Here is a 22,575-nt window from a genome sequence, read left to right as displayed (position 1 = left end):
GCGGCACCTCCCAAATCCAGCGGAACATCATCGCCGAGCGGATGCTCGGCCTACCGAAGACGTAGGGGCGCCCGTGGATCTGTTGCCGGCAGCCGAGCAGGCACAGCTACAGCAGGAGCTGCGCCGGCACTGCGCGCGGCACGTCCCGATGGAGCGGGTCCGCGCCGGCCTGGACGCCGGACTGTGGCGGGAACTGACCGAGCTCGGCGTGTTCGACCTGCCCGTCGTGGAGACCGCGCTGCTGTTCGAGGAACTCGGGCGGGCGCTGGTGCCCGGCCCGTTCGTCGGCGCGCACCTGCTGCCCGACAGGGGAATGGTGGCCGTCGTCGACGCGCGAACCGGCCCGCTGCTCGTCGCCCACCTCGCGTCGGCCGACACGCTCGTGGTGCTCGGCGACGCCGGGATCGGCGAGGTGCCGGCCGCCGCCGTGCCGGCCACCGCCGTGCCGTCGGTCGATCCCCTGACGCCGCTGCACCGGCTGACCGCGCTCCCCCGCGTCAGCTGGCGCGGCGGGCCCGCCCTGTCGGCGGCGTGGCGCCGGACCGGCGCGCTGCTCACGGCCGCGACCCAGGTCGGCATCGCCGGGGCGGTGCTGGACCGGTCGGTGCGGTACGCGCGGCAGCGCGAGCAGTTCGGGCGGCCGGTCGGGGCGTTCCAGGCGGTCAAGCACCTGCTCGCGGAGATGGCGGTGCGGCTGGAGTTGGCCAGGGCCGCCGTGCACGCCGCCGCCGTCGCGGTCGCCGATGCGGTCGCCGACGCCGCGGACGACGTCGAAAGCGCGGTGTGCGCGGCGAAGCTGTTGGCGGACGAGGCCGCCGTCGGCAACGCGCGGGACGCCGTGCAGGCGCACGGCGGCGTGGGGTTCACCTGGGAACTCGACCTCCACCTGTACCTCAAGCGGGCCTGGGTGCACGCCGCGCAGTTCGGCACGGCCGAGGAGTGCGCCGAGCGGTTGGCGCACCTGTTGGTGTGATGGGTGAACGCGGTGCTACGGCGCCAGATCGGATCGCAGGACGTGCTTCATGGTCTTGCCGGAGGAGTTCTTCGGCAGGCGGTCGACGAGTTCGAGCTGTTCGGGCAGTTTGTGCCTGGCCATTCCGCAGTCCAGCAGGAACTCGCACAGCGTCGCCAGGTTCGGCCGCTGCCCGGTAGCCGCGACGACGACCGCGCAGCAGCGTTCGCCGGTCTCCTCGTCGGGCAGTCCGACGACCGCGACGTCCGCAACCGACTGGTGCCGCGCCAGGAGTTCCTCCAGTTCCCGTGCGCTGATGTTCTCGCCCTTGCGGATGATCACGTCCTTCAGTCGGCCGCTCACCCTGAGGTTGCCGGCCGCGTCGAGGACGCCGAGGTCGCCGGTGTGGAAGTAGCCATCCGCGTCGAACGCGGTGTCCAGGGACGCGTCCACGTAGCCCTGCATGACCTGCGGGCCGCGCGCGCAGATCTCGCCCTCCTCGCCGGGATCCCGCAGACGGCCGTCCTGGCCGACGATCCGCAGGTCGGTTCCCGCGTAGGCGCGGCCCTCCGTGGCGGCCAGCACGGAGTCGGGGTCTTCGACGTCCGCCATGGTGAGGGAGCCGGTCTCGGTGAGGCCGTAGCCGGAGACCACGCCCGCCCCGCCGAACACCCGCTTCATCCGCTCGTGCAGCCAGGCCGGGCGGGTCGCGCCGCCGCCGGGAAACGCCCGCACCGCGGGGAAGATCGGCGCCGCTGCGACCTCCTGCACCTGGAGGTAGACCAGGTTGAACGGCGTTCCCGAGCCGGCCAGCGTCACGCCTTGCCTGGCGAGCGTCGCGACGGCGGCCGGGCCGAACCGCTCGACGAGGATGCTGGACGCGCCGGTCATCAGGTCGCCGATCAGGAAGCTCAGCCCGCCGATGTGCGCGATGGGGAACACGATCGCGTTGCGGTCCGCCGCGCCCATCCGGAGCCGGTCCGCGATGTTGCGTCCCGAGGCGAGCAGGCTCGCGTCGGTGTGCCTGGCGCCCTTGGGATCCGCGGTCGTCCCCGAGGTGTAGAGGATCCAGCGGACGGCGTCCCCGGTCGGGGCCTGCGGCAGGGGCGACGGCGATGCCTGCGGCAGCTCGTCGTCGACGACCAGGACGTCCAGGTGTGGGACGGTGTCGGCGATGCCGTGCGCCATGGCGGCGTAGTCGAAGCCCTGCCAGGTGGAGGTGGTCACCAGCAGGCGGGAACCCAGTTGTCGCACGGCGAAGCCGACCTCACGGGCCCGGCCGCTGACCACGATGGGGTTCTGCACGACGCCGAGTCGGGCCAGCGCGGTGGTCAGCACGATCGCCTCGATGCGGTTGGGTAGTTGCCAGGACACCGGGCGGGCTCCGGTGACACCGCGCTCGGCCAGCCCGGCGGCCACCCGTTCGGCGCGGTCGCGCAGGGCGCCGAAGGTGATGGTTCTGTCCTGCTCGTCGACCGCGAGGACGTCGTCCGGGGTGCGGGCCGCGCGCTGCTCCACCAGGCCCCAGTAGGTGCTCGCCGTCACCGCCATCCTTGACACTGTAGCGAAGGTGAGTTACCAAGTCACCAAGCGCTTGCTTGGCAACTGGGAGGCGGCGGCTCGATGGGCAACCTGGACGGGAAGGTCGCGATCGTCACGGGGGCCGGCCGGGGTATCGGCCGCGAGGAGGCGCTGCTGCTCGCCGGAGAGGGCGCAAGGGTGGTCGTCAACGACCTCGGCGGCGGCACCACCGGCGAGGGCGCGGACGTCCGGCCCGCCGAGGAGGTCGTCGCCGAGATCGCGGCGGCCGGCGGGGTCGCGGTCGCCAGCGGCGCGGACGTGAGCAGTTGGGCCGGGGCGCGGGAGCTCGTCCGGCAGGCCGTCGACACCTTCGGCGGGCTGGACGTCCTGGTCAACAACGCCGGCATCCTGCGCGATGCCATGAGCTTCAACCTCACCGAGGCGGACTGGGACGCGGTGATCGCCGTGCATCTCAAGGGGCACTTCGCGCCATCGCGCTTCGCCGCCGAGTACTGGCGCGCCCGGCACAAGGGCGGCGAGCGGGGCGCCTGGCGGATCATCAACACCACCAGCGACTCCGGGCTGTTCGGGAACCCAGGGCAGAGCAACTACGCGGCGGCCAAGGCCGGCATCGCGTCGCTGACGCTGGTGTTGGCGCGGGAACTGGCGCGGTACGGGGTCACCGTCAACGCGATCACGCCGAGGGCGAGGACCAGGCTCACCGCCACCCTCGGGCTCGGGCAGGAACCGCCCGACGAGGGGTTCGATCCGTTGTCTCCCAAACATGTCGCACCGGTGGTGGGCTGGTTGGCCACGGACGCGGCCGGCGGGGTCAGCGGTCAGGTCCTCATCGTCAACGGCACGGAGGTCATCGTGCTCGGCGACTACCCGGTGGCCGGCTCGGTGGACAACGGCGGCGGCGCGCCGTGGACCGTGGACGAACTGGTGGCCGGTCAGGCGACGCTGTTCGCGGAGCGCGATCCCGGCGTGCCGCCGCTCGCGCCGCCGGGCTGGTCGCCTGCGCTGCCCGACCGGTCCTGACCTCAGACAGTCGGGACGGGCTCGGAGCGGACCGGTTGCGCGTACGCCTTGGCCACGGTGGCCCTGTCGAAGACCCGCCAGGTCGCCGCGGACACCAGCACCGCCACCACGAAGCCGACCCAGTACGGCGCGGTCAGGCCGAACCTCGCCGCGACGACGCCACCGAGCAGCGCGCCGACGCAGTTGCCGCCGGCCGCGATGAACAGGGTGGTGCTGCCGACCCTGCCCATCATCTCCGGCGGGGTGAGCCGTTGGCGCAGCGAACTCATCACGATGCCCCAGAGCGCGCCGTGCACGCCGAACACGAACAGCGCGAACCCGATGAGGTAGGGGCTGCGCGAGGAGGCGAGCGCGAGGTGCAGGCCGGCCTCGATCAACAGGCCGACCCGGATCGTCCAGGTCGGCGTGACCCACTTGATGAGCCGGTCGCCGATGGCCGATCCGGCGATCCCACCGACCGCCATGCAGGTGAACAGCAGGCCGTAGCCGACGGAGTCGAGCTGGAGGCGATCCTTGGCGAGCAGCACGAGGACGGCGATCGCGGCGGTGAGCGTGACGTTCAGCAGGCCGATGAGGATCGCCATGGTGCGCACCACGCGCTGGTGCGCCAGCCAGCGGAACCCCTCCATGGCCTCCGCGAAGGCCCGGTTTCGTCGGGGTTCCGCCGGCGTCGCGGGCTGCGGGGTCGCGCGGTAGGAGCCTGCGACGAGGGCGATCAGCACGGCGCTCGCCGCGTAGGTGCCCGCGTTGACGAAGAACGGGATGCTCGCCGCGACGGCGAACAGGAACCCGCTCAGCGGGCCGGCGATCATGCCCTGCATGAGGGTCATGCCGCCGCCGAGCCAGCCGTTCGCGCGCTCGATGCGCGACATCGGCACGACCGCGGGGATCATCGCCTGGCTGGCGGAGCGGAAGACGACCTCGCCGGTGTTGACCACGAACAGGATCGTGTAGAGCAGGGGAACGCTGGCCCGGTCGGCGAGGATCGCCACGGACAGGACGCCGATCGCCGCGACCCTGACCCAGTCGATGAGGATCATCAGGCGGCGGCGGTCCACGCGGTCGACCAGGACGCCGCCCGGCAACGCGAACAGCAGCCACGGCAGCCACGCCGCGCCTGCCGCGGCGGACACGACCAGCGGGTCGTTGCTGCGGGAGGCGACCAGCAGCGGGACGGCGGTCGTGGCGAGGCCGCTGCCGAGGGCGGAGGTGGTGCTCGCCGCCCACAGCTTCGCGAACCGTCCGCCGAGCGGCTCGGCCGCGTTTTGTGCCACGGTGACCGAAGCTATCAGCCGCTCGGGCGGACGACATGCGGTTTTCCGGACGGCGAACACCGCGCCCCGGGCGCTCAGCCGGTGACGCCGGCGTCCTGTTCGGCCGCGCCGCTGCCCGGCTCGCCCGGCGGATAGAACCGGCGCGCCCACCGGCGCACCTGGCGGAAGCCGCGCGCCTCCTCGGTGGCCAGGCCGGGCGGCTCCGTGTAGCGCTGGTGCGCCCAGATGTTGACGTCCGCGAGGAACTGGTTGTTGGCGATCCGCACCCTGCGGGTCAGCTCCGCCGGGATCGCGTCGCCCCGGTCGCCAGGCAGGCGCTCCAGCCACGTCGTCGAGCGAATGTCCGAGGTGTTCTCGTCCACGGGAGTCACGCCGATCATGGATCGCATGGTGCCGGTGCCCCAGGAGCGGGAGAAGCCGAGGCTGATGCCGACGTTGCACGCCTGCGTGCCGCCGTGCACGACCTCGCCGTCGCCGGCCGCCGCGGAGGTTCTGCTTGGTCGGAAGGTCATCTCGAAGTCGGCGTGGAAGCGCCACTCGTCGAAGTCCTGCCTGGTGAACCTCGGCATCTCGGACGCCCGGTGCACGAACACGAAGTGCGCGAAGTCGACGCCGTTCTCGATCACGTACTGGGGATGGACCGGCAGCCGCTCCCTGAGCAGCACGCACTCCGGGTGCGCCCGGTAGTACTGCCCGGCGTCGGCGTCGTCGCCGAAGAGGGCGAAGATGTCGGGGACCTCGTAGAGCGGGTCGCGGTTGCTGGTGTCGTGCCAGAGGAAGACGGCCTCGTTGCGTTCGGTCACTGGCCACGCGCGGATGCGGCGGGCCCGGTTCGGCCTTTCCTGGTAGGGAATGCGCACGTTGCGGCCGTTCCTGTCCCATTCCCAGCCGTGGAACGGACACACGATGTGGTCGCCGCGCACGGTGCCGCCGTGGCCGAGGTGCGCGCCGAGGTGTTCGCAGTAAGCGTCGAGCACGTGCACCTCGCCCGTGCTGCCCCGGTAGGCGATCAGCTCGGTGTCGAAGTAGTGCAGGCGAACCACTTCCCCGACCAGCACGTCCGCGGACCAGGCGACCTGGAACCAGCCGGTCGGCCGCATCGACAACGCCATCGCCGCCACGGTCAGCCCAGCCGCTCGATGATGGTGACGTTGGCCTGGCCGCCGCCCTCGCACATCGTCTGGAGGCCGTAGCGGCCGCCGGTGCGTTCGAGTTCGTGCAGCATCGTTGTCATCAGGCGGGTTCCGGTCGCGCCGAGCGGGTGGCCGAGCGCGATCGCACCGCCGTTCGGGTTGACGCGGGCGGGGTCGGCGTCGAGTTCGGCGAGCCACGCCAGGACCACGCTGGCGAACGCCTCGTTGATCTCGACGACGTCGATGTCGCCGATGGACAGGTCGGCCCGGTCGAGGGCGTGCCGGGTGGCGCGGATGGGCGCGGAGAGCATGAGGATCGGGTCGTCGCCGCGCGCGCTGAGGTGGTGCACGCGCGCCCTCGGGGTGAGGCCGTGCGCGGCGACGGCGCGCTCGGAGGCCAGCAACAGCGCGCTCGCGCCGTCGGAGAGCTGGCTGGCCAGGGCCGCGGTGAGCCTGCCGCCCTCGCGGAGCGGCTTCAGGCCCGCCATCGCGGCCAGGCTGGTGTCGCGGCGCGGGCCCTCGTCGGCGGTGACCCCGGCGAGCGGGACGATCTCGCGGTCGAACCGGCCGTGGTCGATCGCGGTCGCGGCGCGACGATGGCTGCGCAGCGCGAACTCCTCCATCCGCTCGCGGGTGATGCCCCACTTCTCGGCGATCAGCTCGGCGCCCCGGAACTGGGAGACCTCCTGGTCGCCGTAGCGGTCGCGCCAGCCGGTCGAGTCGGTGAAGGGGTGCGGGAGCGGCGGCTGTGCTGCCGCAGTCACCGCGGTGCCGATGGGCACCATGCTCATGTTCTGCACTCCCCCGGCCACCACCAGGTCCTGGGTGCCGCTGAGCACGGCCTGCGCGGCGAAGTGCGCGGCCTGCTGGGAGGATCCGCACTGCCGGTCGACCGTGACGCCGGGCACCTCGTCGGGCAGCCCGGCGGCGAGCCACGCGGTGCGGGCGATGTCGCCGGCCTGCGGGCCGACGGTGTCCACGCAACCGAGCACGACGTCGTCCACGGCGGCCGGGTCGACACCGCTGCGGCGCACCAACTCTGTCAGCACGTGCGCGGCGAGATCGGCGGGGTGGACCGCGCTGAGCCCGCCGCCGCGCCGGCCAACCGGGGTGCGGACCGCGTCGATGATGTACGCCTCGGGCATTGCGCCACCTCCAGAACGGCACTTCGAGCGTAGCAAGCAAGCACTTGGTTGAGAAGGCGGCGATCCGTATGCTGCCGAAGGGTGGCGGGAAGGAGTCCCGGTGACTGCGACAGCCCCTGACCTGCGGCAACTCGCCGAGCGCGTGTCAAATGCGTTGGGTGGCACGCGGATCCGCGAACTGGGTCCGCTCGCCGGTGGGGCGTCCGGGCTCACCTACCTGGCGGTGTCGGCGGACGGGATGCGGGTGGTGGTGAAGGTCGCCCCGCGCGGGGTTCCCCCGGTGCGCAACCGCGATGTGCTGCGGCAGGCGGCGCTGTTGCGGCGGCTGGCCTCGGTGCCCGGCGTCGCGGTGCCGGCGGTGTTGTTCGACGCGCCAGGCGAATCGCTCGACGTGCCACCGCTGTTCGGCTGCGAGTTCGTGGCCGGCGAGGCGCTGGAGCCCATCATGGATCCGGACGTCGTGCTGCCGCCGCCGCAGCGGATCGCGGCGCGGGCCAGGCACGCGGCGGCGATGCTCGCGGCGCTACACGCCGCGCCGGCCACCGTGCTCGGTGACGAGCCTGCGGTCGGGTTGCACGCGGAGGTGGCGCGCTGGCAGCGGGTGTTCGAGACCGCGTCCGTCGAGCACGGCCCGCTGGCGACGATGGTTCGGGACGCGTTGCTCGCCGGGCTGCCGGCCGCCCTGCCGGCGACGGTGGTGCACGGCGACTTCCGGCTCGGCAACCTGCTGTGCCGTGGCGACCGGGTTCGCGCGGTGATCGACTGGGAGATCTGGGCCGCCTCGGATCCCAGGGTGGACCTGTTGTGGTTCCTCAGCTTCACCCATCCCGATCGGATGCCGACGGCGGTCCGCGCGGCGCCCGGCATGCCCGACGCGGAGGAGTTGCTTGCGGCGTACCGAGCGGCCGGCGGCGGCGATCCCTGTGACCTGACGTGGTTCGACGCGCTGGTGCGGTTCAAGCACGCCGCCGTGACGGCGTTGTTGGCCAAGCACAACGGTCGGCGGGCGGTGCCCGATCGAAGGTTGGCGCGCGCCGTCGAGACGGTGCCAGGCTCGCTACGGACCGCGATCGCGCTGCTCGACTAGGAATCGCCCTGCTCGACCAGGAACCGCTCGGCTCGACCAGGAGAGGAGTCGCCGTGGAACTGCCCGTGCCCGAGCACGTCCGACCGCTGCGCGACCGGGTGCTGGACTTCGTGGAACGCCGGGTCTACCCGGTCGAGCCGCTGCTGTCGCGCGGGCCTGGCGACCCGGCCGCGCTGCGGGAGCTGCGGCGGTTGCAGGGCGAGGCGAAGGCCGCCGGACTGTGGGCGCTCGGCCATCCGGAGCGGCTCGGCGGCGGCGGCCTGCCGTTCCTGGACTACGTCTACGTCAACGAGGTGATCGGTCGTTCCGAGGCCGCCATGTTCGCGCTGGGCACGCACACCCTCCAGGACGCGATCATGCTGGACCAGCACGCGAATCCGCGCTGGCGCGAACGGTATCTGCGCCCGCTGGTGGACGGCGAGCTGTTCAGCCCGTGCTTCGCGATGACCGAACGCGACGTGGCGAGCTCCGACCCGACCCAGCTGCGCACCACGGCCGAGCTGGTCGGCGACGAGTGGGTGATCAACGGGCGCAAGTGGTTCATCAGCCACGCGCACCTCGCGGCCTACACCGTGGTGATGGCCCGCACCGAGCGGGACGCGCCAGCGCACGACGCGTTCTCCATGATCATCGTGCCGGCCGGCACGCCTGGTCACCGGGTGGAGCGCGCGATCCCGGTGATGGGCGAGACCTCGGGCGACCACTGCGAGGTGGCGTTCGAGGACGTCCGGGTGCCGAGGGAGAACCTGCTCGGCCCACGCGGCGGCGCGTTCCGCCTGGCGCAGCAACGCCTTGGCCCCGGCCGGGTCTTCCACTGCATGCGGTGGCTCGGCCAGGCGCAGCGCGCCTACGACCTGATGTGCCGCAGGGCGGTGTCGCGGGTCGCGTTCGGGTCGCCGTTGGCCGACAAGCAACTCGTGCAGCAGCTGGTGTTCGAGACGGCGGCGGAGATCCGGTCCGTCCGGCTGCTCACGCTGGACGCGGCGGCCCGGCTCGACAGGGGCGAGCAGGCGCGCGAGGAGATCGGGATGGTCAAGGTGTTGGGGGCGCGCATGCTGCACAACGCGGTGGACCGCGCGATCCAGGTGCACGGCAGCATCGGGCTGTCCGGGGACCTGCCGTTGGAGCGGATGTATCGGTTGGCGCGCAACGCCCGCGTCTACGACGGACCGGACGAGACGCACCTGACCACCGTCGCGCGGCTGCTGCTGCGCCCGTACCGGGAGGCCTCGTGACGGGGTTCGAGCGGTTCGACCTGACCGGGCGCGTCGCGGTCGTGGTCGGCGGCAGCAGGGGCATGGGGGCGGCCATGTCCGTCGGGCTGGCGCGCGCGGGGGCCGAGGTGATGGTGGTGAGCCGCAAGTTCGACGCCTGCGCGGAACTCGCCGCGCGGATCACCGCCGAGACGGGCAGGCGGGCCGTGCCGCACGCCTGCCACATCGGGCACTGGGCGGAGGTCGACGCGCTCGCGGACGCGGCGTACGCGACGTTCGGCCGGGTCGACGTCCTGATCAACAACGCCGGCATGTCCCCGGTGTACCCGGACGTCACGGAGTTGACCGAGGAGCTGTACGACAAGGTGTTGGACGTCAACCTCAAGGGCCCGTTCCGGCTGACCAGCCTGGTCGGCAGCAGGATGGCGGCCACGGAGCGCGGCGGCTCGGTCATCTTCGTGAGCAGCGTCGAGGCGGTGCGGCCCGGGGTGACGGCCATCCCCTACGCGGCGGCCAAGGCGGGGATCAACAACCTCACGCTGTCCTTCGCGCACCTGTTGGGGCCACGGGTGCGGGTCAACTGCATCATGCCGGGGGCGTTCCTCACCGACGTCTCGCGGCACTGGGACATGGCGGAGTTCCGGCGGCGCGCGCAGAGCCACGCGCTGCGCAGGGCGGCCACGGCGGACGAGGTCGTCGGGACCGCGCTCTATCTGGCAGGCGACGCGTCCAGCTTCACCACGGGCGCGGTCCTCCGGGTGGACGGCGGCTACGTCTGAGGTCTGACCTCTAACCTCAGCGGCCGGCGGCCTGCTTCGCGTGTGCCTTCAGGTCGAACGACTCGTCGCCGGCCTCGTCCGGACGCAGCGACGCGCCGGCCGCGAGCAGCCTGCGCACCGCGAGGTGGTCCTGGGCCCGCCCGACGGACTCCGCGCCGAGCAGCCGGTCGCCGTCGAAGCAGAACACCGAGAACCGGCCGGTGGCCGGGTCGCCGCGCAGCACCGTCCGGTCGTGCCCGGTGATGATGCCCGCGATCTGCAACTTCGCCTCGGCCTGGTCGCTCCAGAACCACGGCACCGCGCGGTAGTCGGCCGGCCGACCGACCAGGCCGGCTGCGACGCACCTGGCCTGGTCGACGGCGTTCTGCACCGACTCCAGCCGCAATTGCCCGGCCGCGAACGGGGTGGGGAACGCGGCGCAGTCGCCGATCGCCGAGATGGCCGGGTCCCGCGTGCGCAGCCGCTCGTCCACCAGGATCCCGTTGGCGGTCGGCAGTCCGGCCTGCTCGGCCAGCTCGACGCTGGGCAGCACGCCGACGGCGACCACGACGAGGTCCGCGCCGAACTCCTGCCCTTCGCCGGTGCGCACGCCGGTGACCGAACCGGATTCGCCGACCAGGCAGTCGAGCCCGGCGCCGAACACCGTCCGCACGCCACGCGCCCGGTGGAACTCGGCGAAGAACTCCGACACCGTGGGCGACGACACGCGCGCCAGGGGCCTCGGCAGCGCTTCGAGCAGCGTCACCTCCGCGCCGGACGCGCCGGCGACCACGGCGAACTCGAGGCCGATGAAACCGCCGCCGACCACCACGATCCGGCCGGCCGACGGCAGCGCGGCCCGCAGCGCGTCCGCGTCGTCCAGGGTGCGCAACGACCGGACCCCGGCGAGGTCGGCGCCGGGCAGCGGCAGCGTTCGGTTGCGCGCGCCGAGCGCCAGCACCAGGTGGTCGTAGTCGAGCAGGCCGCCGGACTCCAACCGCACCTTCCTGGCCGTGCGGTCGATCTCGACGATCCGCTCCGGCGTCAGCAGCTCGATCGCGTTGTCCTGGTAGAACTCCGCCGGCCGCAGCTCGACCAGTTCGCGGCCGCCCTCCCCGGCAAGGTAGGTCTTGGACAGCGGCGGGCGTTGGTATGGCAGGTGCGGTTCGTCGCCGACCAGCACGATCCTGCCGTCGAAGCCTTCCTGGCGCAGCGATGCCGCCGTCTGGAACCCGGCCTGCCCCGCCCCGACGATGACCACCTGCACGTCAGTCCCCCGTTCGCGTGTCGTGGCCCCATGATGCCGTGCACGCGGAGCCGGGGTTCGACCTCCGTCGACCGTCACTGCCGATAGTGGTCGGCGAAGCGCTGGCGCACCAGGTTCTTCTGGATCTTGCCGGTGGACGTCCTCGGCAGTTCGTCGACGAAGATCACCGATTTGGGCGCCTTGTAGTGGTCAAGGCCGGCACGCACGGCGACGAGCAGCCGGTCGGGGTCGAGCTCGGCGCCCGGCTTCGCGACCACGACGGCGGTGACGGCCTCGCCCCAGTGCTCGTGCGGGAGGCCGACCACGACGACCTCGGCGACGCCCTGGTCCGCGCCGTACACGGCCTTCTCCACCTCGATGGACGCCACGTTCTCGCCGCCGGTCTTGATGACGTCCTTGTACCGGTCGGTGAACCAGAGCATGCCGTCCGCGTCGAGCTGGCCTGCGTCGCCAGAGTGCAGCCAGCCGTGCGCGAACGCGGCCTCGGTCGCCTCGGGGTTGTGCAGGTACTCGGTGAGGGTGTGCGGCCCCCGGTAGACGATCTCGCCCGGTTCGCCGCGCGGCAGCAGCGATCCGTCCGGTCCCATCACGGCGACCTGGACGTTGACCACGGCGGTGCCGGCCGCGCCGGGATGGGACAGCTGGTGCTCCGGCCGGAACACGGTGGCCGTCGGGCTCATCTCGGTCTGCCCGAACAACAGGTAGAAGTCGCAGCCGAACACGTCGAGGCAGCGCTTGAGCTGCGCGTCGGGCATGGGCGCCATGGCATAGCAGGCGCGCCGCAGGCTGGACAGGTCGCGCGCGGCGAGGTCGGGGTGGTCCAGCATCGCCCGGTACATCATGGGCAGCCCGAAGATCTGCGTGATCCGCTCGGTCTCGACGAGCGCCAGCAGCTCGCCAGCGTCGAAGCCGCGCAGGATGTGCACGGCGGCGCCGACCATGACGGCCGGGGTGCAGAAGCAGTTGAGCTGCCCGGTGTGGAACATCGGCAGCACGGCGGCGAACCGGTCGTCCTCGGCGAACCGGCACTCCAGCGCCATCGTGACGGACTCGAGGTAGATCGCCGTGTGGCTGCCGACGACGCCCTTGGGGAAGGCGGTGGTGCCGCTGGTGTAGAGGTAGCTGATCGGGTCGCGGTCCTCGACCAGCACCTCCGGCTCGGTCTCGTCACCCGCGTCGCCGAGCGCGGCGAAGGTGAGCCAGCGCAGACCGTCGGCCGGCCGGGTCCAGTCCGCGTTCGTGCCAGGGCTGACGATCACGTCGACGACCGCGTTGTCGCCGCGCGCCGCCGGCGCGATCGCGTCGACCAACTGCGTCTCCACGACGATGCCGCGCGCCGCCGAATGGCCCAGCACATAGCCGATCTCCTCGGCACGCCAGCCGAGGTTGATCGGCACGCACACCACACCGAGCTTCGCGCAGGCGTAGTAGGCGACCAGGAACTCGGCGCTGTTGCCTGAGGCGATGGCCAGCGCGTCGCCGCGCCGGTAGCCGAGACCGAGCAGCCCCCAGGCCACCCGGTTCACCCAGGTGTTGAACTGGCGGTAGGTGTTGACGCGGTCGCCGTCGACCAGCGCGGTGCGGTCGGGGTGCCTGGCGGCGGTCCTGGTCAGCGAGTCGCCGACGTTGACGCGGTGGATGAGGTTGGCGTGCAGGTCCTCCGCTGGTGTCATGGCGCGGATTCCTTTCCACCGGAAGGGAAGTCAGTACGACCGGGGCAGCCCGAGGCTGTGCTTGGCGACGTGGTCGAGGATCAGCTCGCGGCTGACCGGCGCGATCCGCAGCAGCCGCGCGATCGACCACAGCGGCACCAGCCCGTAGTCGACGCTGAGGCCGTTTCCGCCGTGCGTCTGGATGGCCGCGTCGACGGCGGCGAGCGCGGCCTCGGCCGCGGCGTACTTGGCCATGTTGGCGGCCTCGCCGGCCGGCAGCCCGTTGTCGTGCGCCCAGGCGGCCTTCGCGGTCATCAGCGCGGCCAGCTCGACCTCGACGCGCGCCTTCGCCAGCGGATGGGACAGACCCTGGTGCGCGCCGATCGGCATGCCCCACACGGATCTCGTCCGCGCGTACTCGGCCGCCCTGGCCAGTGCGTACCTGCCGACGCCGACGCACACGGCCGCGCCGGTGATCCGCTCGGGGTTGAGGCCATGGAAGACCTGGGCGAAGCCGTCGCCCTCGACGCCGACGAGCTGGTCGGCGCCGACGCGGACGTCGTCGAAGTGCAGCGTGAACTGGCGTTCCGGCAACGCGGCGGCCACCGGGAGCCTGCGGGCCACCAGCCCCGGCGCGTCGGGGCGCACGAGGAACAGGGACAGCCGCGCGTCGCCGGTGCGCTCGTCGACGCCGGTGCGCGCGACGACGAGCACGGCCTCGGCCTCGTCCACCCCGGTGATGTAGTGCTTGGTGCCGCGCAGCGAGTACTGCGCGCCGATCCTGGTCGCGGTCGTGGTCAGCCGGTGCGTGTTGGAGCCCGCGTCGGGTTCGGTGATCGCGAAGACGACCTTGCACTCGCCGGAGGCCAGCCGGGGCAGCCACTCCTTGCGTTGCCGGTCGGTGCCGTACCTGGCGATCAGCTCGCCGGAGACGGCGCAGGACACCAGCAGCAGCAACAGCGGGCAGCCCTGCGCCGCGGTCTCCTCGCAGACCAGCGCCAGCTCCGTCAGGCCGGCGCCGCCCCCGCCGTGCTCGGCCGGGATGTTGACGCCGAGGTAGCCGTGCTCGCCGAGCGCCCGCCACAGCTCGTCGGTCGGCTCGCGCCGCTCGGCCCTGCGCGCGAAGTACTCGCCGCCGAACCGGCCGGCGATCGCCGCGACGGCGGCGCGCAGCTGGCGGTGTTCCTCGGGCTCAAGGAAGTCCATGCCCGCTCCCTAGCAAACGCTTGTTTGCTCGCCCGACTGTACCGCCGTTCCCTGCCTCGTGGAAGCGGTCAGCGACCCCGCCACACCGGGGACCTGCCCTGCCGGAACGCCCTCGGACCCTCCTGCGCGTCCTCGCTGAGGTACACCGGGTGCCAGATCCGCTCCGCCGCCTCGAACGCCTCCCGCAGCGACATGTCGGCGAACAGCCGCGCGGTCCGCTTGGCGGCCAGCACGGACAGCGGCGCGTTGGCCGCGATGCGCTCGGCCATGGCCTGCGTCGCGGCGCGCAGCGCGGCCGCCGGCACCACCTCGTTGACCAGCCCGATCTCCCGGGCCCTCATCGCGTTGATCGGATCGCCGGTCAGCAGCAGCTGCATGGCGACCCTCGGCGGCACCAGCCACGGCAGCGGGACCGCCCACGGGACGCCTCGGCCGACCTTCACCTCGGTGATCGCGAAGCGCGCATTGTCCGAGGCAACGCACAGGTCGCAGGACTGCGCCAGCAGGAACCCGCCCGCGTAGGCCGCGCCGTTCACGGCCGCGATGACGGGCTTGTCCACCAGGAGGTTGCGGCCGAACTGCGGCACGAAGTCCTGCGGCGGCACCGTCATGGCATCGTCGGCCATCTCCTTCAGGTCGCCGCCAGCGCAGAAGGCCTGATCGCCTGCCCCCGTCAGCACGAGCACCAGCGCGTCGTCGTCCGCGTTGAACCGGTCGGCCGCCGCGAACAGTCCGTCGCTGACCGCCCGGTTGATGGCGTTGCTGGCCGCCGGCCGGTCGATGGTCACCCAGGCGACCCGGTTCACGGTCTCGTACCTGACGACCTCCACACCGCACTCCATCTCCGGCATACCGCCCCTCACATCCGGAAGACGCCGTAGCCCGTGCGGCCCTGCACCGGCCCGGAGTGCGCGGCGGACAGCGCCATGCCGAGCACGGTCCTGGTGTCGCGCGGATCGATGACCCCGTCGTCGTAGAGCCGCGAGGTCACGAAGAAGGCGTGCGACTCGCGGTCGATCTGCGCCGTTACGTCCCGTCGGCGCCGTTCGTCCGCGTCCTCGTCGAACGCGCGCCCCTCGGCCAGCGCGGCCCGCCTGCCGACGATGGACAGCACGCCGGCGAGCTGCTCTGCGCCCATCACCGCCAGCTTCGCGTTGGGCCAGGCGAACAGGAATCGCGGGTCGTACGCGCGGCCGGACATGCCGTAGTTGCCCGCGCCGAAGGATGCGCCGATGTTGACGGTGACGTGCGGGACCGTGCTGTTGGTCACCGTGTTGATCATCTTGGCGCCGTCCTTGATGATGCCGCCCTGCTCGTAGGACGCGCCGACCATGTACCCCGTGGTGTTCTGGAGGAACAGCAGCGGGATGTCGCGCTGGTTGGCCAGCAGCACGAACTCGCTGGCCTTCTTGGCCTCCTCGCTGAACAGCACGCCGCGCGCATTGGCCAGCACGCCGACCGGGAACCCGTGCACCGACGCCCATCCGGTGACCAGGCTGGTGCCGTAGCTCGGTTTGTACTCGCCGAACCGGGAGCCGTCCACGACTCTGGCCAGCACCTCGCGCGGGTCGAACGGCACCCGCAGGTCGGCGGAGGCGATGCCGAGCAGTTCTTCCGGGTCGTGCCGGGGCTCGTCGGCCGGCCTGGTCGGCCCCGGCCCGAGCTTGCGCCAGTTCAGCTCGGCGACGATGCGCCTGCCGATCCGGATGCAGTCGTGCTCGTCGGCCGCGAGGTGGTCGGCGAGCCCCGAGGTCCTGGCGTGCATGCCGGCGCCGCCGAGAACCTCGTCGTCGGACTCCTCCCCGGTGGCCATCCGGACCAGCGGCGGGCCGCCGAGGAACACCTTGGCGTGCCCGTCGACCAGCACGGCGTGGTCGCACATGCCCGGCACGTACGCGCCGCCCGCCGTGGAGTTGCCGAACACCAGCGCGATCGTCGGCACGCCCATCGCGGACAGCTCGGTGAGATCGTGGAAGATCCGGCCGGCGTGCACGAACAGCTCCGACTGGCTAGGCAGGTCCGCCCCGCCGGACTCCACGAGATTGACCACCGGCAGGCGATTGCGCCTGGCGATCTCCAACGCCCGCAACGTCTTGCGCAGCGTGTACGGGTTCATCGCGCCGCCGCGCACGGTCGGATCGTGCGCGATCAACACGCACTCGACACCGGAGACCACGCCGATCCCGGTGACCACGCTCGCGCCGACGGTGAACTCGGTGCCCCAGGCGGCCAGCGTGGACAGCTCGAGGAACGGCGAGTCCTGGTCGGTCAGCAGCTCGACGCGCTCTCTGGCCAGCAGCCGGCCGCGCGCGTGGTGCCGCCGCACATACGTCGGGCCGCCGCCGGCCGCCGCGAGTTCCTGCTGTGCCGCGAGTTCCGCCAGCACCGCCAACGCGGCCGCGCGGTTGCGGCGGTAGACCTCGCCGCCGTGGTCCAGCGCGGAGCCGAGCACCCGCATGCACACCTCCGAACGGAGCAGCGGCGACACCCGTCAGGACACGACCTCCCGCACCGCGTCGAGCCGTGGCGAGCCGCTGACACCGACACCGCGCCAGCACAGTCCTGCGCGGTCGAGCGCGTCGCGGTCGAGGTGGTTTCGGGTGTCGACGATCGTATCGCCCGCCATCAACTCGGTCACCCGGTTCCAGTCCAGCGAGCGGAACTCCGGCCACTCCGTCAGCAGCACGATGGCGTCGGCCCCGCGCGCCACCTCGTACGGGTCGGTCACCACGGTGACGTCGGAAAGCCCTTCCCGCACACCGGGATCGAACGCGGTCAACCGCGCGCCCTGTTCGCGCAGCAGGTCGGCGACGGCCAGCGCGGGCGAGTCCCGCAGGTCGTCGGTGCCGGCCTTGAACGTCAGGCCGAGCAGCCCGACGCGCGCGCCGGCCAGGCTGCCGCCAACGGCCTCCCGCACCTTCTGCACGACGCGGTGCCGTTGCCGCGCGTTGGTGTCGATCGTCGCCTGTAGCAGGGGGAAGTCGAAGCCGACGGAGCCGGCGACCTGGGACAGCGCGTGAGTGTCCTTCGGCAGGCAGGATCCGCCCCAGCCCGGCCCCGGTTGCAGGAACGACGCGCCGATGCGCCGGTCGTAGCCCATGCCCTCGGTGACGTCGATGACGTTGGCCCCGAGGCGTTCGCAGAGTTCCGCGACGGCGTTGACGTAGGACAGCTTCATCGCGAGGAAGCAGTTCGCCGCGTACTTCACCATCTCCGCGCTCGCCGCGTCGGTGAGCACGGTCGGCGCGCCCAGCTTCGCGTACAGGGCGGCGACCCGCTCGGCCGCGTCCTGGGCGTCGCAGCCGACCACGATGCGGTCCGGGTTGAGGAAGTCGGCCACGGCGCTGCCCTCGCGCAGGAACTCGGGGTTGCTGACCACGGCGACGTCGGGGCGGTTCAGCAGCGACCCCACCCGAGCGGCGGTGCCGACCGGGACCGTGGACTTGTTCACCACCACGCATCCTTGCGGCAGCAGCTCGCCGACCTCGGCGACCACGGACTCGACCGCGGCCAGGTTCGCCGCGCCGTCCACGCCCATCGGGGTCGGCACGCAGAGGAACATCACCTCGCTGTCGAACACCGCGTTGCGGGCGCCGAGCACGAACTCGAGGCGGCCCGCCGCGAGTCCCTCCGCGACCAGCTCGGCCAGGCCCGGTTCCAGGATGCCGACCCGGCCGGCGCGGAGCCGGGCGATCTTGACCTCGTCGACGTCCGCGCACACCACCCGGTGGCCGAGCGACGCGAGGCACGCGCCGGTGGTCAGACCGACGTATCCGGTGCCCACGACTGCGATTCGGCGCACGAACATCAACAACCTCCACTACGTGACGGACGAGCGTCGGTGGGCTACTCGCCGGTGCGGACCAGCTCGGATCCGGTGCGGCCGAACAGGTCGTCGAAGACCCCGACGTAGGCGGTGGCCTGCGGACGCCAGTCGAGGACCTGTTCCGCGCGGCTGCGCGCGGCCGCGCCGAGCGCGGTGCGGCGGTCGGCGTCGTCGACCAGGCGCACGACCTCGTCGGCGAAGCCGGACACGTCGCCGGACTCGACGCAGACTCCGCAGTCCCCGAGCGACACCATCGTCTCGGCGAGCCGGAACGTGACGACGGGCAGGGCGTAGGCCATGTACTCCATGACCTTGTTCATCGTGGACACGTCGTTGAGCGGGCTGAACGAGTCCGGCGCGAGGCCGACCGAGGCCGTCGACAGGTAGTCGCCGATCATCGCGGGGTCGGCCCTGCCGGTGAACTCGACGTGCTCGTCGAGACCGAGTTCGGTGCACCGGATCCGCAGCTCCGCCAGGCAGTCGCCGAAGCCGAGCAGCGCGAAGCGGATGTCCGTGCGGCCGCGCGCCGCGATGATGTCGTGCGCGACGTCCAGGATCGAGTCGACGCCGTCCTGAGGACCCATGATGCCCAGGTACACCACCAGGTGTTCGGCCCCGCGACGCAGCGCCGGCACCGGATCGCCCGGACGCATGACCGTGGTGTCGGGGCCGGAACGCACCACGGCGGTGTGTTCGCGGGGCACTCCGCCACGCTCCAGCGCGACCCGTCGATAGGACTCGTTGGTGGAGATCACCCGTTGCGCGGTACGGAAGGTGCGCCGCTCCAGCCAACGCAGCGCGGCCAGTTGCAGCCGGCCGGCCAACCGGGTCGGCTCGCCGAACCGGGACAGGTACAGCTCGGGGTTGAGATCGTGGTGGTCGAACACGAACCGCACGCCCCGCGCACGCCACAGGCGCGCGAGCGCCCAGTAGGTGTCCGGCGGATTGCACGCCTGGATGACCGCGAACGGCCGTCGACGCCAGACCCGCAGGCTCAGCCGCGCCGTGCGCAGCCAGCTGTAGGAGAACTCCAGCAGGTAGCCGAGCACGCCGTTCGCCTGCGGGGCGGGGCGGTACTTGTACAGGTGGATCCCGTCCAGGAGTTGGTAGGGCACGTCACCGGGCCCCTTCGGACAGATCACCGACACCTCGTAGCCGGCGTCGCGCAGGGCCTGGCACTCCAGCCAGACCCGCCGGTCCAACGGCAGCGGCAGGTTCTGCACGATGATCAGGACATGGGGCGTCCCCACGATGAACCGCTCCCCTCGTGACTGCCGGCGAACGCGACGAATGCCTTGGCGGATCCGCATGTCGGGCGGCCCGGCTTGCTGTTCCATCACATCGGCGCAGAACCGGTCGCGTTACCTAGATCGCACGAATGGCCGAGCACCGGACGGAATCGTTGATCAACAAGGACAATCGGACTGTCCGCAGTGGACATCCGAAATCGGCCAAAATCCGAAGTCGCCTGGTCCCGACGGATATCCGTTGCGCGACAAAGTCACCCTGCACTCTTCCGGAGTAGGCCGATCAGCCCCATGCCCGAACGGGAACGGAATGTTCTATCGGCGCCAGATCTCCCGCGTTACACAATGGTCGGATCGGGCTCACCCGGCGACAGCCGAACGCCGCACTCGTGCCCTTTTTCCTGTGTCGCATGGCGAATCCAGCCACCGCGTCGAGACGTCGCATGGGTCCGGTTGGCGTATGTTGCGACGGATCCAGCGCGCCGAACGGGTGCCGACCCGAGCACTTGCCCTGTAACGAGCCAACGCATTCCTGCGACGTGGTCGGTGAAACTCACTGGGGCGCGTCCGAGGGACACGGCCTAGCTGGCAATCAGTCTTCAGTCACGGCACCCGAGCGTAGTTCCCCGCTTCGCCATGCCTCGGCCCAGTCCTCGCCGTCCGCTGCGCCGAGCGTGTGGAACGTGGCTCTCGCATGCCTGAAATCTGTTCTCCGGGGGCAAAGGGGCGGGTATGAAGGTACGGGCGGGAACGGACACACCAAGCGCATCGACAAGGACGACGACGGCATCAACAAACGTCAGGAACGCGGATACGACCGAGGGTCTGGTCCACCATTCCGGACCCGGATCCGGATTCGACCATCCTCCCCGGTCCACCGTGGCCAACTGGGAGGGGCGCTACCGCGCCGCCGTGATCTGTTCGGATCTCCTCTCCACCGTGGTCGCCACGCTGACCGCGGGAACCGTGGTCCGACACGGACTTCCGGCGAGCCTCGGGCACCTGCCGAACCTGCTGAGCTGGCTCGCCGCGCTCGCGGTGCTCGCCGCGCTGCCCGCCACCCACGCCTGGGACGTCCGCGAACTCGGGCAGGGCGCGGAGGAGTTCCGCAGGCTGGGCAAGGCACTGCTGACCGCGGCCGTCGGCCTGGCGCTCGTCGGCCTTGCCGCGGAACTGAGTCACCTGCGGCTGTGGGTGTTCTTCGTGGTGCCGACCGTCGCGTTGATCGCGTTCCCGCTGCGGTACGTCCTGCGGCGCCTGTTGCACGCGCGGCGTCGGACCGGCGAGTGCCTGCTGCCGGTGATGGCCGCAGGCAGCGTCGCCTGGGTGGCCGACCTGATCGAGCGGACCCAGCGCGAGCCGCACAACGGCTGGCGGATCGAGGCGGTGTGCACTCCCGACGGTCTCGGCGCGGACGGCACCCGCGAGATCGCCGGCATTCCCGTTGTGGGGCAACTGAACGAGCTGACCGAGCGGGTCCAGCTCGGTGGCTACCGCGTCGTCGCCGTGGCCGCGGATCCGTTCTGGACACCGCGCCGACTCCAGCAGCTGGCCTGGGAACTGGAGGACGGCGAGGCCGAACTGCTCGTCGCGCCCGTGCTGATGGAGGTCGCCGGACCCCGGTTGCACGTCACCGGCGTCCTCGGCCTGCCGCTGCTCCAGGTCCGCGCGCCGGTGTTCGGCGGGGGCCGGCGCGCGATCAAGGCGGCCATCGACCGGCTCGGCTCGGCCGCGCTGCTGGTCCTGCTCGCGCCGCTGCTGATCACCATCGCGTTGGTGATCTGGGCCGGCGACCGGGGTTCGGTGCTGTACCGGCAACAGCGGGTCGGCCGCGACGGGAAGCCGTTCACCATCCTGAAGTTCCGCACCATGGTGCGGGACGCCGAGGCCAGGCTCGCCGGGCTCAGGAACGCCAACCAGGGCGCCGGACCGCTGTTCAAGATGCGCGAGGACCCCAGGATCACCAGGGCGGGCCGGGTGCTGCGACGCTACTCCCTCGACGAGCTGCCGCAGTTGGTCAACGTGCTCACCGGCGCGATGTCGTTGGTGGGGCCCCGCCCGCCGCTGCCCTCGGAGGTCGCCACGTACGGCCCCGACTCGGGCAGGCGGCTGTTGGTGAAACCGGGGCTGACCGGGCTGTGGCAGATCAGCGGCCGCAGCGACCTGCCATGGGAGGAGGCGATCAGGTTGGACCTGCGTTACGTCGAGGACTGGTCACTCGCGCTGGACGCGGTGATCCTGTGGAAGACCGCTCGGGTCGTGTTCACTGGGCAAGGGGCGTACTGATGGTGATCTGTAGGCTGTGCGGCGCCGGCGACCTGGACAGCGTCGTCGATCTCGGCGCGACGCCACCCTGCGAGCGGTTCCTCGCGGCGGACCAGCTCGACGACCCAGAACCGACCTATCCGCTGCATCTGCGGCTGTGCCGGAAGTGCCTGCTGGCACAGGTTCCGCCGCTGATCACCCCGGAGGACACCTTCACCGAGTACGCGTACTTCTCCTCGTACTCCACGAGCTGGGTCGCGCACGCGCGGGACTTCGTGGACGCCGCGGTCGCGACCAGGGGGCTCGGCGCGGACTCGTTCGTCGTCGAGGTGGCCAGCAACGACGGCTACCTGCTGCAACACGTGGTCGAGCGGGGAATCCGCTGCCTCGGCGTCGAGCCGGCCGCCAACGTCGGCGCCGCCGCGATCCGGAAGGGGGTGCCCACCCTGACCGCGTTCCTGGACAAGCAGACCGGCGCGCGGGTGCGGAGCGAGCACGGCCCGGCGGATCTGGTGGTGGCCAACAACGTCTACGCGCACGTGCCCGACGTGCTCGGATTCACTGCGGGCCTGCGCGAGCTGGTCGCCGACGACGGGTGGGTGTCCATCGAGGTGCAGCACCTGCTGAGCCTGGTGCGGGACAACCAGTACGACACGATCTACCACGAGCACTTCCAGTACTACACGGTCGCCTCGGCGCAGCGCGCGCTGGCCACCGGCGGACTGACCGTGGTCGACGTCGAACTCGTGCCGACGCACGGCGGCTCGATCCGGCTGTGGGCCAGGCCGACCGCGGTGGCCGGGCCGGCCGGCCCCAGGGTGACCGAGACGCTGGACCAGGAGCGGGCGGCCGGCCTGCACGACCTGTCCGGCTACCAGGGCTTCGCCAAGCGGGTCGACGGGATCCGCGCCGACCTGCTGCGCTTCCTGCTCGACGCGGCCGCCGAGGGCAGGACCGTCGTCGGCTACGGCGCGCCGGGCAAGGGCA

The 22,575-nt window shown here is 71.7% G+C and carries 18 protein-coding genes; 7 read left to right on the top strand and 11 right to left on the bottom strand.

What is annotated here, in order from left to right:
* The first annotated feature begins 73 nt into the window (after positions 1–73).
* On the top strand, positions 74–973 hold the full coding sequence (locus F0L68_RS18440; RefSeq protein ID WP_223198908.1) for an acyl-CoA dehydrogenase family protein: 900 nt from the start codon (positions 74–76) through the stop codon (positions 971–973).
* Between the two features lie 15 nt (positions 974–988).
* Here F0L68_RS18440 and F0L68_RS18435 read toward each other — a convergent pair whose 3' ends face one another.
* A complete protein-coding gene (locus tag F0L68_RS18435; RefSeq protein ID WP_149850832.1) occupies positions 989–2,503 on the bottom strand; it encodes a class I adenylate-forming enzyme family protein in 1,515 nt (504 codons plus the stop codon).
* Between the two features lie 72 nt (positions 2,504–2,575).
* Between F0L68_RS18435 and F0L68_RS18430 the strand changes: the two genes are divergently transcribed.
* Positions 2,576–3,514 carry an SDR family NAD(P)-dependent oxidoreductase gene (locus F0L68_RS18430; RefSeq protein WP_149850831.1) on the top strand — a complete coding sequence of 313 codons (939 nt, stop codon included), beginning with the start codon at positions 2,576–2,578 and terminating at the stop codon, positions 3,512–3,514.
* Positions 3,515–3,516: 2 nt separating this feature from the next.
* On the opposite strand, the gene F0L68_RS18425 is transcribed toward F0L68_RS18430, so the two are convergent.
* From F0L68_RS18425 to F0L68_RS18415, 3 genes are all read right to left on the bottom strand, one after another.
* A complete protein-coding gene (locus F0L68_RS18425; protein ID WP_149850830.1) occupies positions 3,517–4,788 on the bottom strand; it encodes an MFS transporter in 1,272 nt (423 codons plus the stop codon).
* A 74-nt stretch (positions 4,789–4,862) separates the two neighbouring features.
* Positions 4,863–5,900: a Rieske 2Fe-2S domain-containing protein gene (locus tag F0L68_RS18420; protein WP_223198907.1), complete on the bottom strand. Its 1,038-nt coding sequence runs from the start codon at positions 5,898–5,900 to the stop codon at positions 4,863–4,865.
* An 11-nt stretch (positions 5,901–5,911) separates the two neighbouring features.
* Positions 5,912–7,066, bottom strand: a complete 1,155-nt coding sequence (locus F0L68_RS18415; protein WP_149850829.1) for an acetyl-CoA C-acetyltransferase — start codon at positions 7,064–7,066, stop codon at positions 5,912–5,914.
* Between the two features lie 100 nt (positions 7,067–7,166).
* Between F0L68_RS18415 and F0L68_RS18410 the strand changes: the two genes are divergently transcribed.
* From F0L68_RS18410 to F0L68_RS18400, 3 genes are read left to right on the top strand one after another with little or no spacing between them, the layout of a single operon-like run.
* A complete protein-coding gene (locus tag F0L68_RS18410; RefSeq protein ID WP_149850828.1) occupies positions 7,167–8,153 on the top strand; it encodes a phosphotransferase family protein in 987 nt (328 codons plus the stop codon).
* 53 nt (positions 8,154–8,206) lie between these two features.
* Positions 8,207–9,388, top strand: coding sequence for an acyl-CoA dehydrogenase family protein (locus F0L68_RS18405; RefSeq protein WP_149850827.1), 1,182 nt, complete (start codon positions 8,207–8,209; stop codon positions 9,386–9,388).
* Positions 9,385–10,146 (top strand): SDR family NAD(P)-dependent oxidoreductase, encoded by a 762-nt coding sequence (locus F0L68_RS18400; protein WP_149850826.1) that lies wholly within the window; start codon positions 9,385–9,387, stop codon positions 10,144–10,146. Before F0L68_RS18405 ends, F0L68_RS18400 begins: the two co-directional genes overlap by 4 nt.
* Positions 10,147–10,162: 16 nt before the next feature.
* On the opposite strand, the gene F0L68_RS18395 is transcribed toward F0L68_RS18400, so the two are convergent.
* The 7 genes from F0L68_RS18395 to F0L68_RS18365 all read right to left on the bottom strand — a co-directional run bounded on the left by F0L68_RS18395 (position 10,163) and on the right by F0L68_RS18365 (position 19,326).
* Positions 10,163–11,392: an NAD(P)/FAD-dependent oxidoreductase gene (locus tag F0L68_RS18395; RefSeq protein WP_149850825.1), complete on the bottom strand. Its 1,230-nt coding sequence runs from the start codon at positions 11,390–11,392 to the stop codon at positions 10,163–10,165.
* 74 nt (positions 11,393–11,466) lie between these two features.
* A complete protein-coding gene (locus F0L68_RS18390) occupies positions 11,467–13,065 on the bottom strand; it encodes an AMP-binding protein (protein ID WP_149850824.1) in 1,599 nt (532 codons plus the stop codon).
* 30 nt (positions 13,066–13,095) lie between these two features.
* Entirely contained in the window at positions 13,096–14,250 is a 1,155-nt protein-coding gene (locus tag F0L68_RS18385; RefSeq protein ID WP_149850823.1) for an acyl-CoA dehydrogenase family protein, read from the bottom strand.
* A 68-nt stretch (positions 14,251–14,318) separates the two neighbouring features.
* Complete coding sequence (locus F0L68_RS18380; protein WP_149850845.1) at positions 14,319–15,092, bottom strand: enoyl-CoA hydratase/isomerase family protein; 774 nt, start codon at positions 15,090–15,092, stop codon at positions 14,319–14,321.
* A gap of 17 nt (positions 15,093–15,109) precedes the next feature.
* Positions 15,110–16,708, bottom strand: a complete 1,599-nt coding sequence (locus F0L68_RS18375) for an acyl-CoA carboxylase subunit beta (protein WP_149850822.1) — start codon at positions 16,706–16,708, stop codon at positions 15,110–15,112.
* Between the two features lie 33 nt (positions 16,709–16,741).
* Positions 16,742–18,058 carry a UDP-glucose dehydrogenase family protein gene (locus tag F0L68_RS18370; RefSeq protein ID WP_149850821.1) on the bottom strand — a complete coding sequence of 439 codons (1,317 nt, stop codon included), beginning with the start codon at positions 18,056–18,058 and terminating at the stop codon, positions 16,742–16,744.
* A gap of 38 nt (positions 18,059–18,096) precedes the next feature.
* Positions 18,097–19,326: a glycosyltransferase family 4 protein gene (locus F0L68_RS18365; protein WP_223198905.1), complete on the bottom strand. Its 1,230-nt coding sequence runs from the start codon at positions 19,324–19,326 to the stop codon at positions 18,097–18,099.
* Between the two features lie 876 nt (positions 19,327–20,202).
* On the opposite strand from F0L68_RS18365, the gene F0L68_RS18360 reads away from it, so the two are divergent.
* A complete protein-coding gene (locus F0L68_RS18360) occupies positions 20,203–21,609 on the top strand; it encodes a sugar transferase (protein ID WP_306463158.1) in 1,407 nt (468 codons plus the stop codon).
* Positions 21,609–22,575, top strand: a 967-nt coding sequence (locus F0L68_RS18355) for a methyltransferase domain-containing protein (protein WP_438672293.1), incomplete at its 3' end; no start/stop codon positions are given. The genes F0L68_RS18360 and F0L68_RS18355, both read left to right, overlap by 1 nt.

The sequence above is a fragment of the Solihabitans fulvus genome, assembly GCF_008386585.1.
GTDB classification, from domain to species: Bacteria; Actinomycetota; Actinomycetes; order Mycobacteriales; family Pseudonocardiaceae; genus Solihabitans; species Solihabitans fulvus.
The sequence above is the reverse complement of the archived record's forward strand: the minus strand, read 5'-3'. Positions and strand labels throughout refer to the sequence as shown.